A 15,265-nucleotide genomic window follows, 5' to 3' on the forward strand; every position below is an offset into this window, starting at 1 on the left:
GCTGGAGGCTGACGTTGAGGCCCTAGAGCAAAGGTTGGCGGCGGCGCAGCGCAGGTTTCACCCAAGATGTCGAGCGTGATCGCGATGCGCGCGCGCCGTCTATCCCAGCGCGCCCGCCAGCGCCTCGACCACCCGATCCACGTCCCCGTCGGCCATGCCCGGATACAGCGGCAGCGTCAGGCAGCGGGCGTACCAGGCGTCGGCGCCGGGCAGGTCCAGGGGGCCGTAGCGGGCGTGGTAGTAGGGCTGGTGGTGCACCGGGATGTAGTGGACCTGGGCGCCGATCCCCTTCGCCTTCAGCGCCTCGACCACCGACCGGCGGGTGGTCCCGGCGGCCTCGAAGTCGATCAGCACCGTCAGCAGGTGCAGGGCCGGGTCGGACCAGGCGGGGCTTTCCGCCAGGCGCACCACCGGGGCCAGGGCGGCCAGCTTGTCGACATAGAGCGCCGTCAGCGCCTTCCGCCGCCCCACGAAGCGGTCCAGCTTGGCCAGCTGCGAGATCCCCAGGGCGCACAGCACGTCGGGAATGCGGTAGTTGAAGCCCAGCTCGGGCATCTCGTAGACCCAGGGCTCGGCCCCGGCCGGGCGGACCATGCCGTGGCCGCGCAGGCTACGCGCGCGAGCCGCCAGGGCGGCGTCATTGGTGGTCAGCATGCCGCCCTCGCCGGTGGCCAGGGTCTTGACCGGATGGAACGAGAAGCTGGCGAAGCTGGAAAAGGCCCCGTCGCCGACCGGGTGGGCGACCCCGTCGAAGGCGCCGGTCGAACCCAGGGCGTGGGGCGCGTCCTCGACCAGCACCGCGCCAATGCCCTCAGCCAGGGCCTTCAGGCCCGGCAAATCGCAAACGTCGCCGCGCAGGTGCACCGGCAGCACGGCCCGTACCCGCCGGCCTTCGGCCCTCTTCAGGGCCTCGGCCAGGGTGTCCGGGGTCATCAGGCCGCTGTGGGGATCGACGTCGGCGAACACCACCTCGGCGCCGACATAGCGGGCGCAGTTGGCGGTGGCCAGGAAGGTGACCGACGGGGCGATGCAGACGTCGCCCTCGCCGACCTCCAGGGCCAGCATGGCCAGGTGCAGGGTGGCGGTGCCGTTGGCGGCGGCGACGGCGTGCCCGGCCCCGACCTTCTCCTTGAACGCCTGCTCGAAGGCCTCGACGGTGGGGCCGGTGGTCAGAAAGTCGGCGCGCAGGGCCGCCGTCACCGCCGCCACGTCGTCGTCCTCGATGGTCTGACGGCCGTACGGCAGGAAGGGCGGCGCCCTCCCTCCAACGGACGAGCCCGACATCAGGCCTTCTCGGCGAGCATGGCGTTCAGTCCGTCCTCGCTGAGCCAGTCATCGTTGCTGTCGCTGCTGTAGCTGAAGCCCTCGGCCACGTCCTTGGCCGTCGCCTCGCCGCGGAACGGCGTGCGGGGATATTCGACGAAGGTCGGCTCGATCACGTAGCGGTCGGCGAGCTCGACGGTCGCGCGGGCGTCGTCGGCGCTGATCATCATCTCGTGCAGCTTCTCGCCCGGCCGGATGCCGACGATCTTCAGGCCGGCGGTCGGCGACATCGCCTTGACCAGGTCGGGCATGGTCATGGACGGGATCTTGGGCACGAAGATCTCGCCGCCGCGCATGATCTCCAGCGACGACAGCACGAACTCCACCCCCTGGTTCAGGGTGATCCAGAACCGGGTCATCCGGGCGTCGGTGACCGGCAGCTCGGTCGCGCCCTGGGCCAGCAGGCGCTTGTAGAGCGGCACGACGCTGCCGCGCGAGCCCACCACGTTGCCGTAGCGGACCACCGCGAAGCGGGTGCCGATGTCGCCCGACAGGTTGTTGGCCGCCACGAAGGTCTTGTCGGAGGCCAGCTTGGTGGCGCCATAGAGGTTGATCGGGTTGCAGGCCTTATCGGTCGACAGGGCCACCACCTGCTTGACGTGGTTGTTGAGGCTGGCCCAGACCACGTTCTCGGCCCCCAGCACGTTGGTGTGGATGCACTCCGACGGGTTGTATTCGGCGGCCGGCACCTGCTTGAGGGCGGCGGCGTGGATGACGATGTCGACGCCGCGCAGGGCCAGGGTCAGCCGCTCGCGGTCACGCACGTCGCCCAGGAAGAACCGCATCTTGCCGTAGGTCGCCTCGTCGAACTGCTCGCGCAGCTCCAGCTGCATGTCGCTCTGCTTCAATTCGTCGCGGGAATAGACGATCACCTTCCTCGGGTCCGAACGTCGCAGGACGGTCTCGATGAATCGGCGGCCGAACGAGCCGGTGCCGCCGGTCACCAGGATGACCTTGCCGTCCAGATCGAGGGTGTTCGGTGAAAAGCGCCCCAATTTCAGCCTCCTGAGCCTCCGCCGCCGTCAGGGCGCGCGAGACGAGTCATGGTTAACGTCCCTTTGTGCCCGCCAGACGTAAAGAGGACGTCAATCCCGTCGTGCCACAAGGGCCCATGCGCCGCGCCCTCGCCCTGCCCTTTCTGTCGCTGCTGGCCGCCGCCAGCCTGGCCGCCCCGCCCGCCTTCGCCGGTCACGGCAAGGAGGAGAAGACGGCGCCCGCCACCTATTTCGCCCTGCAACCCCTGACCGCCACCACGATCCGCCGCGACGGCCGCCGCGGGGTCATGACCCTGGAGACCGGGGTTCAGGCCCTGGATCCGGCCCTGATGGAGCGCGCCCAGCAGTCGGAACCCCGCCTGCGCGCCGCCTTCGCTCAGGTGCTGATGACCTACACCGCCGGCATGCCGCGCGGCGCGGCCCCGGACCTCAACTATCTGGGCTCGCGGATGCAGGACGCCGCCGACAAGGTGCTGGGCCGCAAGGGATCCAAGGTGCTGCTGGGCTCGGCGATGGTGAACTGACGGGCCTACTTCTTCCGTCGCTCGCGGAAGAACCCCCGCAGCAGGTCCGCGCTCTCCTCCGCCATCACCCCGCCCGTCACCTCCGGCCGCCAGTGGCAGGTGGGCTGGGCGAAGAACTTCGGGCCGTGGACCACCGCGCCGCCCTTGGGGTCCTCGGCCCCGAACACCACCCGGCCGATCCGCGCGTGGCTGATCGCCCCGGCGCACATGGCGCAGGGCTCCAGCGTCACCACCAGGGTCAGGTCGGTCAGGCGGTAGTTCTCAAGCCTGGCGGCCGCCAGTCGGATCGCTGCGATCTCGGCGTGGGCCGTCGGGTCGTGGGCGCCGATCGGACCGTTGCCGGCCCTGGCCAGGATCTCGCCGGTCGCCGGGTCGAGGATCACCGCGCCGACCGGCGTCTCGCCCGCCTCGGCGGCGGCCCGCGCCTCGTCCAGGGCCAGGGCCATGGCCGCCAGATCCCGGGCGTCTTGATCCTCGCCCTGATCGGTGCGCATTAGAAAACCGCCCATCGTGAGATGCGCCCAGCCCTTGAAGGACCGACGCCGTGACCGACAAATACCAGCCCCACCTGCATGACAACGCCATTCCGGGTCAAGACGATGACGGAGACGGCGCGCGGGTCGCCAAGATGCTGGCCCGGGCCGGCGTCGCCTCGCGACGTGCGGTCGAGCGGCTGATCGAGGACGGCCGGGTCGCCCTGAACGGCGAGGTCCTGACCACCCCGGCCATCCGGGTCCGCCCGGGCGACATCCTGACCGTCGACGGCAAGATGATCGATGAGCCCGAGGCCACGCGGGTGTTCCGCTATCACAAGCCCACCGGGCTGATGACCACCCACAACGACCCCAAGAACCGCCCGACGGTGTTCCAGGCCCTGCCGCGCGACCTGCCGCGCCTGATCTCGATCGGCCGCCTGGACCTCAACTCCGAGGGCCTGCTGCTGCTGACCAATGACGGCGCCCTGTCACGGGCCCTGGAGATGCCGAACAACGCCTGGGTGCGCCGCTATCGGGCCCGCGCCTTCGGCGACACGACCCAGGCCAAGCTGGACCGGCTGAAGGACGGCTGCACGGTCGAGGGTGTCCGTTACGGCCCAATCGAGGCCCGCCTGGACAAGGCCCAGGAAAAGGCCGGCGGCGGCAAGAACATCTGGATCACCCTGTCGCTGAGCGAAGGCAAGAACCGCGAAGTGCGGCGGGTGCTGGAATCCATCGGCCTGAAGGTCAACCGCCTGATCCGCCTGTCCTACGGCCCGTTCGCGCTGGGGACCCTGCTGCCGGGTCAGGTCGAGGAGGTCGGCCCGCGGGTGATCCGCGAGCTGCTGGAAGGCATCGTCGCCGAAGAGAACATGCCCAAGGGCGACAAGCCGCAGTTCATCGGGGTGGCCGATCCGCTGAAGGCGGTCGGCACGGCGGGCGGCGGCGACATGCAGCGCCGCGGCGTGCCCCGCACCAACAGGCTGGCCCAGGTCTCGATCATCACGCCCGAGGAAAAGGTCGAGGAAGAGAAATTCGTCCGCAAGCCAGGCTGGGCCAAGCCCAAGAAAAAGCCGGCTATCGCCGGCCGCGAACCGATTCGTCCGGCCAAGAAGTCGATCGAGAGTAAGATGATCGGCCCCAAGCCGCTGTCCTATCGCGACGCCGCCGCCAAGCGGGTCCGCGACAGGGAGTTGGCCGAGAAGAACGCCGCCGACAAGCGCGCCGCCCAGGGCAAGGCGGCCCGTCCGGCCAGGCCGGACGCTCAGGCGACGTCCAAGCCGAAGCCCGGCGCGCTACGGGCCAATGGCTACAAGCCGTTGACGGAAGGCCGGGCCAAGACGGGCGGCAAGCCCGGCGGGGCGCGTCCTGGCGGCAAGCCGAGCACCGTCAAGGCGGCGGGCGCAAGCAAGCCCGGCGAACCGGGCATGGTGTGGTCCAAGCCCGGCATGGCGAAGTCAGCCGGCGGCCGGCCGGAGGGCGCGAAGGGCGCGCCCCGCGCCGCCGGCAAGCCGGGCGGTCCGCGTCCAGGCGGTTCGGCCGCGCCGCGCGGCAAGCGTTAGCGAACGGACGGGGACAGGCACATGTGCCTGTCCCCGTCGGCGAGCTCCGGGTCGCGGGTCAGCCCCGCAACCCCCTCGCCAGGTTCCGCGTCCGCCGGATCACCGTGACCAGGCTTCCGGCCGCGATCACCACCAGGCCGCACAGCAGCACCACGCCGCGGCCGCGCCATTGCGGTTCGAACATCGAGACCAGGCAGAGCGCCGTCAGCGTCGCCATCCGCTGCTGCTTGGCCATCGGTCCGGAAAAGTCGGCGGGTTGCCCCAGGCCCCGGCCCAGCTCGCGGACATAGGCGGTCAGCACCGCCAGGACCGCCGCAATCCAGCCGACGGCGGCGGCGCCGTGGATCCCCGCCGACTGGACGCCATAGCCAGCCCCGGCCAGCAGCAGGACGTCGGCCGCCCGGTCGGGCAGCTCGTTCCAGATCGGCCCCGCCGACCCGCCCCGGCCATGCTCGACCGCCACCAGGCCGTCCAGCAGGTTGCACAGCAGCCGCGCCTGGATGCACGCGGCCGCCAGCAGGAACGCCGCCGCGCGCAGGAGCCAGCCGTCCAGCGCCCCGGCGGCCATGATCAGCGCCGCGCCCAGAGCCGCGAACGCGACGCCGGTGGCCGAGACGAGGTCCGGGTCGACCTTGGCCTCGGCCATGCGCCGGGCCATGCCGCGCGCGAAGGCGGCGTCACGAACCTTCAGCGGTCGGCGGTTGTCCAGGTCCTGGGTCATGGCGTCTCCTCCAAGGCGAGAACTAGGCTATAGCTAAACCCGTTCGCCGCCAGGGGCGTTGGCAGGAGCCGCATGGATATCGTCGCCGCCGTTCGAGCTTTCTTCGCCGCCCAGCCGCCGACCCTGCTGGTCGGCCTGGCCGGCGTGGTGGCCCTGCTGAGCGTGGCCGGGGCGATCGCCACCGTGCTCACCGCGCTGAAGCCGGACAGGGATTATCGCGAGTTGCGCCAGCGCATCGCCAGTTGGTGGGTGATGGTCGCCCTGCTGGCCGGGGCCCTGCTGCTGGGCTGGCAGGCCACGGTGCTGGCGTTCGCGCTGGTGTCGTTCATGGCCCTGCGCGAGTTCCTGTCCCTGGCCCCGATCCGCAAGGAAGACCGACCGGCCATCCTGGCCGCCTACCTGGCCCTGGTCGCCGCCTACGGCTTCATCGCCGCCGACAAGTACATGTTCTACCTGGTGTTCATCCCGGTCTGGGCTTTCCTGGGCCTGCCGTTCCTGATGGCCATGCTGGGCCAGACGCGGGGTTTCCTGACCACCGCCGCCACCTTCCACTGGGGCCTGGTCACCTGCGTCTACAATCTCGGCTTCGCCGCCTTCCTGATGCGGACGCCCGACAGCGACCGCCTGCCGGCGGGGGCGGCAGGGCTGGTGTTCTTCCTGCTGCTGGTCACCGAGTTCAACGACGTAGCCCAGTACGTGTTCGGCAAGCTGCTGGGCCGCCGCAAGATCGCGCCGACCGTCAGCCCGAACAAGACCTGGGAGGGGTTCCTCGGCGGCTGGCTGGCGACCGGCCTGCTGATCTGGTTCGCCGGACCGCTGTTCACGCCGCTGGCCGGCCATGGCCTGCTGGTGGTGGCCGTCGCCTTGCCGCTGGCCGGTTTCGCCGGCGACGTGACGATGAGCGCGGTCAAGCGCGACATCGGGGTCAAGGACACCTCGCACGCCATCCCCGGCCACGGCGGGGTGCTGGACCGCGCCGACAGCCTGACCTTCACCGCCCCGCTCTATTTCCACCTGCTGGCGCTGTTCGCGCTCGGCAAGTTCTGACCATGGGCTGGCTGCGCTTCCTGCTTCTGGTGCTGGTGGCCCGGCCCCTGGCGCTGTTCCTGACCGGGGCCGACGTCACCGGCCGCGAGCGCCTGCCGCTGAAGGGCCCGGCCATTGTCGCGGCCAACCATTCCAGCCATGTCGACACCCTGCTGCTACTGGCCATCTTTCCCTCTCGCGCCGTGGCCCGGGTGCGGCCCGTGGCGGCGGCCGACTATTTCCTTCGCGACCCGGTGATCGGCTGGTTCTCGCGCCATGTGATCGGCATCGTGCCGGTGGCCCGGCTGAAAGCGGGCTCGGGCGAGGACGTCCTGGCGCCCGCCCGCGCGGCCCTGGCGGCCGGCGACATCGTGGTGGTGTTTCCCGAAGGCACCCGCGGCGACGGCGACCAGCTGGGCCAGCTGAAGGGCGGGGTGGCGCGCCTGGCCGAGGCCTTCCCCGAGGCGCCGGTGACGCCGGTCTGGATCCAAGGCGCCGGCCGCGTCCTGCCCAAGGGCGAAGCCATTCCCGCGCCGCTGAACTGCGCGGTGCTGGTCGGCGAGCCGCTGGACTGGGAAGGCGACCGTCCCGCCTTCATGGCCCGGCTGCGGGCGGCCCTGCTGGCCTTGAAGGACCAGGCGCCGCCCCTGCGGTGGTCCTAAGAGTTCAGGTGATCGCCAGCCGCGTCCAGCGCCGCAGCGGGGCCCAGCGGGCCACGATCTCGGCCAGGGCGACATAGCCGGCCAGCATCAGCGGCGCGATGACCAGGGTCTCGGGCGGGAAGCCGTGCGGCGGGTCGGGCTTCAGCGACATGGGCTGGATGAACAACAGGATCAGGATGTTGTTGGCCGCGTGGGCCCCGACGGCGAACTCGACGCCGCCCAGCCGCAGGGTCATCCAGGCCAGCCCCACCCCCATGGCCAGCCGCACCAGGAAGGCGTCGAGATTGGGATCGAAGTGGATCGCCGAGAACAGCAGGCCGCTCAGCACCAGCACCACGCGCGGATCAGGGAACCAGGCGCCGACGATCTTGATCAGCCAGCCGCGAAAGACCAGCTCCTCGGCGGCCGCGGCGATGACCAGCAGGGACACGGTCAGGGCGACATAGGCCAGGCGTCCGCCGAGGTCCGGGCTGACGGCCAGCAACGGCGCGCCATGCGCCTTGGGGTCCAGCGCCGCCGAGGCCAGCAGCAACGGCCCGATCGTCAGGGCGAACAGGCCCAGGCCCAGCAGCAGCAGCCGCCAGCTGAAGCGCGGGGCGGCGGTGAAGTAGGAGGCCAGCCGGCGGTCGTGCAGCATGGCGGCGACGCCGACGAAGGCCAGGGCCATGCCGCCGTTGACGAAGGCCAGCAGGCTGATCACGAAGGCGATCTGAGTCAGGCCGGCCGGCGTCTGGCCGCCGCCGATCACCACCATCAGCCGCTCGGCGGACCCGACCCCGCCGCCGCCGATCGCGAAGGCCACGAACACCGCGGCGCCGCAGATCACCGCGGCCAGAAGGGCGGCGACCACGCCGACGACCAGGGTCAGCAGCAGCGGAACCACGCGCCGGTCGGCCGGCGTCAAGTCGTCCAGAAACGGCGACTGTCGAAGCTCTGCTAGCACCACTGTTTTCGATCCCGAGCCCGCTTCATCGCTAGGCGTTCGCCGCGCGCGACGCAAGCGGCGCGACACGCGACTTGCCGCGACAGCCGACGCGCGGCACACATCGGGGCGCAAACAGGCGGGACAGGAAGCGGGGCGCCTCATGACCGACATCACCGACAAGGAGGCGCAGCACCTGCATCGCCTGATCCTGTTCTCGGACGCGGTGTTCGCGATCGCCATCACCCTGCTGGCCATCGAGATCCATCCGCCCGAGCACTGGCATGGCGTGGCCGACCTGTTCGGCCAGATGCAGCATAAGCTGATGGCCTACGCCGTCAGCTTCGCGGTTGTCGGCATCTACTGGATCAGCCATCGCCGGACCTATTCACGCCTGCGCAAGGCCAACGGCGTTCTGGACATCCTGAACCTGGCCATGCTGGGCCTGTTGGCCCTGCTGCCGCTTGCCACTGAACTGCTTTGGGAAAGCGGTTCGGCGGCGGCGGCTCTGGTCTATGTGGGCCTGGTGACCGCCATCGGCCTGGCCCACGCCGTGGCCTGGGGGTACGCCGCCCTCCTCGGCGGCCTCGCGGAGCCGATGCCGACGGTCGAGAAGATCTACGTGCTGCTGCGCGTGGCGCTGCTGCCCGGACTGATGTGCGGCCTGACCTTCCTCAGCATCATCACCCGCACGCCGTGGGGCTGGCTGGGCATCGCCCTGGTCCTCGGCGCGCTGTTCCTCGTCAACCGCCTGCTGGTCGGGAGCGGCAAGCTCTCGGCCGCCCAGATCGCCGAGGACTGACCCCTTGCGCATCGTCTCGGGCCGGTATCGCGGCAAGGCCATCGTCACGCCGCCGGGCGCCACCACCCGTCCCACCTCCGACCGGGCCCGGCAGGCGGTGTTCAACATCCTTGAGCACGCCGCCTGGGCCCCCGCGCTGCACGGGGCCCGCGTCATCGACCTGTTCGCCGGCTCCGGGGCCCTGGGCCTGGAGGCGATGTCGCGCGGGGCCGCCTTCTGCCTGTTCGTCGAGACCGACGACGCCGCCCGCGGGGCCATCCGCGAGAACATGGAGGCCTTCGGCCTGTTCGGCCAGGCTCGCGTGCACCGGCGCGACGCCACCGACCCAGGCCCGCGCCCCGGCAGCGTCGGCGCGCCGTTCGACATCGCCTTCCTCGACCCGCCCTACGCCAAGGGCATGGGCGAGAAGGCCCTGGCGCAGCTGGTCGCCGGCGACTGGCTAGCCCCCGGCGCCATCGTGATGTTCGAGCGCGGCCGCGACGAGCCCGATCCCGCCCCGGCCGGTTTCGAACAGCTCGACGCGCGCGACTATGGCGCCGCGCGCGTCTTCTTCTTCCGGCTGGCCTGACCCCGGACGTCCGGCTACCAGCCTCGCGCGGTCACCCGGTTGTCAACCTGCGAACGCAGGTTCACCGCGCCTTCCCGCGTGATGCGGTAGGGGCCGCCGCCGGAGCTGGCGATGAAGCGCCGTCGCTTGAGGGCCTTGAAGACCGCCAGGGTGCAGTCGCTCAGGCGCCAGCCCTCGCCGGTGATGCAATCGGCGCCGACGATGCGGCCGCGGTCGTCGCGCAGGAGTTCGATGCGGGCGCCCTGCGCCAACGCGTGCAGCGTGCGTTGCTGCGGTTTGGAGATGTTCAAGGAAGAGGTCCGAAGATCGAGGCGTGGGAACGCGCGTCAGAGCCTCCTTCGGAGGCTCGCCCTCAAAGATTTGGACGTGATGAAGTCACGTCCGGGCGGGACACGCGGACGGAGCAGGGCCTGATCAGCTGTCGAACGGGAGGTTCGGAGCCTTAGGCCCGGACCTCGAACACAATCAGAGACATGAACCACACGGGGCTTCGGATGGGGGCCATCCTAGCGCATTCCCGAATTCCGTCATCCCCTCGGGGCGTCCCTCTTCCCTACTTCTTCTTGACCTTGGCCGGCGTGGTCTGGGCCACCTTGACCGGGGCGCCGTCGCGGCGAGCTTCGGCGACCAGGCTGGCGCAGTCGGCGTCCTTGGCCTCGCCGCCGGTGACGAACGGCAGGATGGCGGCCAAGGGCGAGACCAGGCTGCCCAAGGCCGCGGCCAGCCCGCCCTGGGCCACCGCGCCGCCGGCCTCCAACCCGACCTTCGGGGTCATGAACGGACCCTTGATGGTGATCGGGATGAACAGCCTCACCAGGCGCGGCTTCTTGCTGTCGCCCTCGATCTTGAGGTCCAGGCGTTCGGTCTGGAGATCGATGGTCCCCTTGCCCTTTGCCAGGACCACGCCGGTGTCGGCGACGATCTGGTTGGACGTCATGACCCCGTCCTTGACGCTGAAGTCGGCCACGGCGCAGCGGACGCTGGTCTCGCGATTGTCCTTGCTCAGCAGCAGGATCAGGCCCTTGGAGGCGTTGACGCCCAGCAGCTCGGCGAACGCCTGGCGGATCTCGCCCCGCGGCGACACGACCGTCACCTGGCCGTTGGCCGACGAGGCGGCGCGGTGCACCGAATTGCCGTAGCCGGTCAGCTTGGCCCGCGCCATCACCCCGCCTTCGATGGCTGGCTTGCCGCCGCTCTGGATCGGGATGAAGTCCTCCAACTTGGCGTTGGTCAGGCGCATGTCGAGGTCGGTGCGCGGCACCTTCGGATTGGCGTCCAGCCGCACCTTGCCGGCCAGATCGCCGCGCGAGAAGGTGAAGGCCAGCGGGTCCATGGTCAGCACGCCCTTCTCCAGCGTCAGGTCGAGCCGGACCTTCTGGAGCGGCAGGTTGGGCGCGTTGACCGCCAGGGCGCGGTACTTGACCTTGGCGTCCATGGCCTTGACCCGATCGACCTGCAGGGTGGCGTCGGGCAGCAGGCGGCGAGTGGCGTCGCGTTGGGCGGCCTCGACCTTCTGGCCGGCCGAAGCGGTCTCGCCGCGGCCCGTGGCCGGCGCCGCGCCGACCAGGCTGCCCAGGTCGTCGAAGTCCAGACGCCGCGATTTCAGGTCGGCCTCCAGATACGGCCGCTCGCGCCCCATCAGCACGAACAGGTCGCCCGAGACGTCGCTGTCGCCGACCCGGCCGCTCAACCTGTTGAAGTCGAAGCGCTCGCCCTTGCGGGTCAGGTGGCCGCTGATCCGGTAGGGCGGGGTGTTGGGCAGGGCCAGGCCGGTCAGGGCGTAGAGGCGGTTCAGGTCGGCGCCCGAGACGGTCAGCTGCGTCTCGAACAGGCCCAGGTTGAACGGCTTGGTGATGTCGCCCTTGGCCGTGACATGGGTGGAACCGGCGTCGACCCGCGCATCGAACGGATAGGGCCGGTTGGGCGAAATGTTCAGCAGCGGGCCGCCGGTGACCAGGGCGGTGAACGGCGAGCGGTTCAGCTGGCCCCTGCCCTCCAGCACGAACTTGCCGCGTCCGTCGCTGCTGGCGTGCTCGTTGGAGCTGACCGTGCCCAGGAAGAAGATGTCGCGCTGCTGGTCCGCGTAGCGCAGCTGGCCGTCATTGATGATGAAGTGCTGGATGGCCGGCAGCTTCAGCGGCTTCCGGGGGGCGTTGGGATCGCCGAACGTCCAGTTGGCCCGGCCCGAGGCCTCGCGCAGCAGGCGCACGTCGGGACGGTCGACCGCCAGCAGCGGCAGGATCACGTCGCCCTTCAGCAGGGGCAGCAGCTTGATCTGCACCGCGATGCGGTCGACCTTGGCCATCGGCGCGCCGGCGGGGGAGCCCTTGGGATCGGCCTTGGCCGCCCAGTCCGGCTGGGCGATGCGGACGCCCAGGGCCTCGGCCTTGGGCGAGAACGACCAGGGGTGGACGCGCAGGTCGCCGGTGATCACCACCTCGCGATTCAGCCTGGCCGAGGCGAAGCGTCCCAGCGGGCCGCGAAACCAGTTCCAGTCGAAGATCACCAGGAAGGCGACGATCGCCGCTGTCAGCAGGATCGCCCCGATCATCCCCCACCGGGCGCGCGGCGGCAGGCCGCGCAGGCGGGCGGCCAGGCTGGGCGGCGGATTGGGGGCGAGCGTCGTCAGGGTGGAACCTCCTACCCGTTCACAACGCGCGGAAAGGGTCCTTCTGTTCCGAGACCGCCCAACCTCCGACGGATCTAATAGACCAGCCTCACGACGCCGATGCCTGTCGCGGCCAGCAGAAAGACGACGATCGCCACGATCTCGTGGGTCTTGAAGAGCGGTTTGCCCCGTGTGCGCATGATGAAAATCCCCCGTCCCGGATTGAAGCGTGCGGCCCCGCCGTACGCAACCCCCGGGCCAACCCGGATCGTCAGGGCAGCTTGCCTGGCCAGACCAGGAAGCCGTCGGCGTCGCGGCCGGCGGCGCGGTAGGTCGGATAGGGGTCGGGGTAGCGGCCCCCCCCGTCGGCGCCGGCGTCGTAGGCCGGATGGGCCGGCGCGGGGCGCCAGCCGCCGTAGCGATCGCCCTGCAGCAGGCCGTCCCAGGCCGGGCCGTACGCCGCCGGGCCGGCCACCACGTCCAGCGGCCGGCGGTCGTCGCCCCAGCGGTCGAAGTCGCTCATGCCGGCGTGGGCCTCGCACTCGACGCGGTCCCAGCGATAGGCGCCGCCGGGACCGGTGACCCGCCGCGTGACGCACTCGCCCGGCCAGGCCTGGGCCGAGGCGGCGGTTCCCAGGCCGCCCACGGCGATGGCGAGCGCGAGCGACGGGAGCAGGCGGCGGATCATGGCGAACACTCCAGAAGGTTAACAAACCAGAGCCCCGACCCGCTTTCGCCCCTTTTCGCCTTCGAGGCGAGCGTGGCCTTGAAGATTCCTCACCGGATTGCCACGGTCGCGCCGGCCGCCTAGCGTGACATCAAACAGATGTTTGAGGCGCGGATGGCGATCGAGGCGGTGATCTGGGATTTCGGCGGGGTGTTCACCACTTCGCCGTTCGAGGCCTTCCGGCGGTTCGAGGCTCAGCGCGGCCTGCCGGCCGACTTCATCCGCCGGGTCAACGCCGCCGACCCCGACGCCAACGCCTGGGCGCTGTTCGAGCGCAACGAAATCGACGTGGCGGCCTTCGACGCCATGTTCCTGGAGGAGGCGACGCGTCTGGGCCATCCGCTGCGTGGGGCCGAGGTGCTGCCGCTGCTGTCGGGCGACGTGCGGCCCCGCGTGGTGGCGGCGCTGGACGCCTGCAAGGCGCGGTTCAAGGTCGGCTGCATCACCAACAATGTCGCGACGGGGCACGGGACAGGCATGGCCGGCTCGGCCGAAAAGGCCCAGGCCGTCGCCGCGATCTTCGCCCGGTTCGACGCGGTGATCGAAAGCTCCAAGGCCGGAGTCCGCAAGCCCGATCCGCGCATCTACCAGATGATGTGCGATCTGCTGGCCGTGGCGCCCGAGCGATGCGTCTATCTCGACGACCTGGGGGTCAACTGCAAGCCGGCGGCGGCTCTGGGCATGACCGCCATCAAGGTCACCACCGAGGACCAGGCGCTGGAGGACCTTGCGGCCGCGACCGGTTTGGCGTTCTGACTGGGAAAAGTCCGTTCGCAGGAGCCGCCATGTCCCGTCCCGCCAAGATCGGCGCCGCCGCCGCACTTTCCCAGCTGGAAGGCTGGGCCGCCGTGTCCGAGAAGGACGCCATCGGCAAGACCTTCCGGTTCGCCGACTTCAACGCCGCCTTCGGCTTCATGACCCGCGTGGCCCTGATGGCCGACAAACTGGACCATCATCCCGAATGGTTCAACGTCTACAACCGCGTCGAGGTGGTGCTGACCACCCACGACGCCGACGGGGTCAGCGACCTGGACGTGACGATGGCGCGGTTCATGGATTCGGTCGCGGGCTGATCCTGAAGATCCTCCCCCACTGGGGAGGATCGAGGCGGCCGGCGCCGCGCCGTTTTCCCCTTCCGCCCGCCGCCCTTCCGGTTCAAACTATCGTTTGAATTATAATCGGGAGGACGCCGAAGATGGCGCAGAGCACGGGCCGGGTCGCCGGCAAGAAGGCCTTCATCACCGGCGGGGCCCAGGGGCTGGGCGCGGCCGCCGCGCGGTTGCTGGCCAAGGAAGGCGCCCAGGTCAGCCTGGCCGACATCAACTTCGCCGGAGCCCGGGCGGTGGCGGACGAGATCAACGCCGCCCACGGGGCGGGCACGGCCTTCGCCTTCGAACTGGACGTCACCCGGGAGGACCAGTGGATCGAGGCCCTGGAGAAAGCCGACGCGGCCATGGGGGGGATCTCGGTGCTGCTCAACAACGCCGGGGTGGCCGGCGATAAGCCGCTGGAGCAGATGGAGTTCGACCTCTGGAAGAAGATCATGTCGATCAATGTCGACAGCGTCTTCCTGGGGGCCAAGCATGCCCTGAAATACATGCGCGCCCATCAGCCGGGCTCGATCATCAACATCAGCTCGATCGCCGGCCTGATCGCCAACCACAATTCGCCGGCCTACAACGCCTCCAAGGCGGGGGTCTGGCTGCTGAGCAAGAACATCGCCCTGTACTGCGCCAAGATGGGGCTGGATATCCGCTCCAACTCGATCCACCCGACCTTCATCGACACCCCGATCCTCGACCCGCTCAGCCAGCGCCTGGGCAAGGAAGAGGCTCACGCCAAGCTGGGCCGGCAGATCCCGCTGGGCCATATCGGCGAGCCGAACGACATCGCCAACGCCGTGCTCTACCTGGCCAGCGACGAGAGCAAGTTCATGACCGGCGCCGAACTGAAGCTGGACGGCGGCATCTCGGCAATGTGACCGCGTAAAGTTGGCGATGTGACCGCGTAAAGTTAAAGGGCGGGCCGGGGAGGAAACTACTCGGCCGCCACCGCTTCCGGCGCCGGAGCCTTCGTCCCCATCGGCCGCAGGTCCAGGTCGTGGAACAGCTTGCTGTCCTCGTCCTGGCCGGGCAGGGGGGTGGTCAGCAGCTTGCCGCCGACGAAGACGGAGTTGGCGCCGGCCAGGAAGCACAGGGCCTGCAGCTCGCGGCTCATCTCGTCGCGACCGGCCGACAGGCGGACCATCGAGCGCGGGCAGACGATGCGGGCCACGGCGATGGTGCGCACGAACTCGATGGCGTCGATGGCCGTGGTCCCGTCGGCCAGCACCTTGTCGCCCAGGGGCGT

Annotated in this window: 17 protein-coding genes and 1 pseudogene; 9 read left to right on the forward strand and 9 right to left on the reverse strand. The window is 70.1% G+C overall.

The window, feature by feature from the left end; genetic code table 11:
• Positions 1-99: 99 nt before the first annotated feature.
• Together pseC and pseB are read right to left on the reverse strand one after the other, a co-directional pair.
• On the reverse strand, positions 100-1,284 hold the full coding sequence (gene pseC / locus ASD47_RS11705) for a UDP-4-amino-4,6-dideoxy-N-acetyl-beta-L-altrosamine transaminase (RefSeq protein WP_056756216.1): 1,185 nt from the start codon (positions 1,282-1,284) through the stop codon (positions 100-102).
• Positions 1,284-2,318, reverse strand: a complete 1,035-nt coding sequence (gene pseB, locus ASD47_RS11710) for a UDP-N-acetylglucosamine 4,6-dehydratase (inverting) (RefSeq protein WP_056756218.1) — start codon at positions 2,316-2,318, stop codon at positions 1,284-1,286. Before pseB ends, pseC begins: the two co-directional genes overlap by 1 nt.
• 116 nt (positions 2,319-2,434) lie before the next feature.
• Between pseB and ASD47_RS11715 the strand changes: the two genes are divergently transcribed.
• The gene (locus ASD47_RS11715) at positions 2,435-2,842 is read left to right on the forward strand and encodes a hypothetical protein (RefSeq protein WP_056756221.1); all 408 of its coding nucleotides are present in this window, start codon (positions 2,435-2,437) and stop codon (positions 2,840-2,842) included.
• A gap of 5 nt (positions 2,843-2,847) precedes the next feature.
• Here the strand turns inward: ASD47_RS11715 and ASD47_RS11720 are convergent, their stop codons facing one another.
• Positions 2,848-3,336, reverse strand: a complete 489-nt coding sequence (locus ASD47_RS11720; RefSeq protein ID WP_056756224.1) for a nucleoside deaminase — start codon at positions 3,334-3,336, stop codon at positions 2,848-2,850.
• Positions 3,337-3,386: 50 nt separating this feature from the next.
• Here ASD47_RS11720 and ASD47_RS11725 point away from each other — a divergent pair, with 50 nt between their 5' ends.
• Positions 3,387-4,880: a pseudouridine synthase gene (locus ASD47_RS11725; protein WP_056756228.1), complete on the forward strand. Its 1,494-nt coding sequence runs from the start codon at positions 3,387-3,389 to the stop codon at positions 4,878-4,880.
• 58 nt (positions 4,881-4,938) lie between these two features.
• Here ASD47_RS11725 and ASD47_RS11730 read toward each other — a convergent pair whose 3' ends face one another.
• Positions 4,939-5,601 (reverse strand): CDP-alcohol phosphatidyltransferase family protein, encoded by a 663-nt coding sequence (locus tag ASD47_RS11730; protein ID WP_056756231.1) that lies wholly within the window; start codon positions 5,599-5,601, stop codon positions 4,939-4,941.
• Between the two features lie 72 nt (positions 5,602-5,673).
• Between ASD47_RS11730 and ASD47_RS11735 the strand changes: the two genes are divergently transcribed.
• Entirely contained in the window at positions 5,674-6,648 is a 975-nt protein-coding gene (locus tag ASD47_RS11735) for a phosphatidate cytidylyltransferase (RefSeq protein WP_056756234.1), read from the forward strand.
• Between the two features lie 2 nt (positions 6,649-6,650).
• Positions 6,651-7,289 (forward strand): lysophospholipid acyltransferase family protein, encoded by a 639-nt coding sequence (locus ASD47_RS11740; protein ID WP_056756237.1) that lies wholly within the window; start codon positions 6,651-6,653, stop codon positions 7,287-7,289.
• A gap of 4 nt (positions 7,290-7,293) precedes the next feature.
• On the opposite strand, the gene ASD47_RS11745 is transcribed toward ASD47_RS11740, so the two are convergent.
• Positions 7,294-8,232, reverse strand: a complete 939-nt coding sequence (locus tag ASD47_RS11745) for a CPBP family intramembrane glutamic endopeptidase (protein ID WP_056756239.1) — start codon at positions 8,230-8,232, stop codon at positions 7,294-7,296.
• Between the two features lie 142 nt (positions 8,233-8,374).
• On the opposite strand from ASD47_RS11745, the gene ASD47_RS11750 reads away from it, so the two are divergent.
• Together ASD47_RS11750 and rsmD are read left to right on the forward strand one after the other, a co-directional pair.
• Positions 8,375-9,013: a TMEM175 family protein gene (locus ASD47_RS11750; RefSeq protein WP_056756242.1), complete on the forward strand. Its 639-nt coding sequence runs from the start codon at positions 8,375-8,377 to the stop codon at positions 9,011-9,013.
• Positions 9,014-9,017: 4 nt separating this feature from the next.
• A complete protein-coding gene (gene rsmD / locus ASD47_RS11755) occupies positions 9,018-9,581 on the forward strand; it encodes a 16S rRNA (guanine(966)-N(2))-methyltransferase RsmD (protein ID WP_056756245.1) in 564 nt (187 codons plus the stop codon).
• Positions 9,582-9,595: 14 nt separating this feature from the next.
• On the opposite strand, the gene ASD47_RS11760 is transcribed toward rsmD, so the two are convergent.
• From ASD47_RS11760 to ASD47_RS11770, 3 genes are all read right to left on the reverse strand, one after another.
• Entirely contained in the window at positions 9,596-9,871 is a 276-nt protein-coding gene (locus tag ASD47_RS11760; protein WP_056756248.1) for a YjhX family toxin, read from the reverse strand.
• Positions 9,872-10,134: 263 nt separating this feature from the next.
• Positions 10,135-12,132, reverse strand: a complete 1,998-nt coding sequence (locus ASD47_RS11765; RefSeq protein ID WP_056756250.1) for an AsmA family protein — start codon at positions 12,130-12,132, stop codon at positions 10,135-10,137.
• 328 nt (positions 12,133-12,460) lie between these two features.
• Positions 12,461-12,877 carry a hypothetical protein gene (locus ASD47_RS11770; RefSeq protein ID WP_056756285.1) on the reverse strand — a complete coding sequence of 139 codons (417 nt, stop codon included), beginning with the start codon at positions 12,875-12,877 and terminating at the stop codon, positions 12,461-12,463.
• A gap of 153 nt (positions 12,878-13,030) precedes the next feature.
• On the opposite strand from ASD47_RS11770, the gene ASD47_RS11775 reads away from it, so the two are divergent.
• From ASD47_RS11775 to ASD47_RS11785, 3 genes are all read left to right on the forward strand, one after another.
• Entirely contained in the window at positions 13,031-13,672 is a 642-nt protein-coding gene (locus ASD47_RS11775) for an HAD-IA family hydrolase (RefSeq protein WP_056756253.1), read from the forward strand.
• A 29-nt stretch (positions 13,673-13,701) separates the two neighbouring features.
• The gene (locus ASD47_RS11780) at positions 13,702-13,989 is read left to right on the forward strand and encodes a 4a-hydroxytetrahydrobiopterin dehydratase (RefSeq protein WP_056756256.1); all 288 of its coding nucleotides are present in this window, start codon (positions 13,702-13,704) and stop codon (positions 13,987-13,989) included.
• A 122-nt stretch (positions 13,990-14,111) separates the two neighbouring features.
• Positions 14,112-14,897, forward strand: coding sequence for an SDR family oxidoreductase (locus ASD47_RS11785; protein WP_056756259.1), 786 nt, complete (start codon positions 14,112-14,114; stop codon positions 14,895-14,897).
• Between the two features lie 56 nt (positions 14,898-14,953).
• Here ASD47_RS11785 and ASD47_RS11790 read toward each other — a convergent pair.
• A pseudogene (locus tag ASD47_RS11790) lies at positions 14,954-15,265 on the reverse strand (biotin synthase); the annotation flags it as partial.

Source organism: Caulobacter sp. Root1472, from assembly GCF_001426985.1.
Classification (GTDB): domain Bacteria; phylum Pseudomonadota; class Alphaproteobacteria; order Caulobacterales; family Caulobacteraceae; genus Caulobacter; species Caulobacter rhizosphaerae.

What these genes read in the sequence shown, in the direction of transcription:
- pseC (WP_056756216.1), bottom strand. Translation starts at nt 1,284, where the DNA reads ATGTCGGGCTCGTCCGTTGGAGGGAGGGCGCCGCCCTTCCTGCCGTAC.
- ASD47_RS11715 (WP_056756221.1), top strand. Translation starts at nt 2,435, where the DNA reads ATGCGCCGCGCCCTCGCCCTGCCCTTTCTGTCGCTGCTGGCCGCCGCC.
- ASD47_RS11720 (WP_056756224.1), bottom strand. Translation starts at nt 3,336, where the DNA reads ATGCGCACCGATCAGGGCGAGGATCAAGACGCCCGGGATCTGGCGGCC.
- ASD47_RS11730 (WP_056756231.1), bottom strand. Translation starts at nt 5,601, where the DNA reads ATGACCCAGGACCTGGACAACCGCCGACCGCTGAAGGTTCGTGACGCC.
- ASD47_RS11735 (WP_056756234.1), top strand. Translation starts at nt 5,674, where the DNA reads ATGGATATCGTCGCCGCCGTTCGAGCTTTCTTCGCCGCCCAGCCGCCG.
- ASD47_RS11740 (WP_056756237.1), top strand. Translation starts at nt 6,651, where the DNA reads ATGGGCTGGCTGCGCTTCCTGCTTCTGGTGCTGGTGGCCCGGCCCCTG.
- ASD47_RS11750 (WP_056756242.1), top strand. Translation starts at nt 8,375, where the DNA reads ATGACCGACATCACCGACAAGGAGGCGCAGCACCTGCATCGCCTGATC.
- ASD47_RS11765 (WP_056756250.1), bottom strand. Translation starts at nt 12,132, where the DNA reads ATGATCGGGGCGATCCTGCTGACAGCGGCGATCGTCGCCTTCCTGGTG.
- ASD47_RS11770 (WP_056756285.1), bottom strand. Translation starts at nt 12,877, where the DNA reads ATGATCCGCCGCCTGCTCCCGTCGCTCGCGCTCGCCATCGCCGTGGGC.
- ASD47_RS11775 (WP_056756253.1), top strand. Translation starts at nt 13,031, where the DNA reads ATGGCGATCGAGGCGGTGATCTGGGATTTCGGCGGGGTGTTCACCACT.
- ASD47_RS11780 (WP_056756256.1), top strand. Translation starts at nt 13,702, where the DNA reads ATGTCCCGTCCCGCCAAGATCGGCGCCGCCGCCGCACTTTCCCAGCTG.
- ASD47_RS11785 (WP_056756259.1), top strand. Translation starts at nt 14,112, where the DNA reads ATGGCGCAGAGCACGGGCCGGGTCGCCGGCAAGAAGGCCTTCATCACC.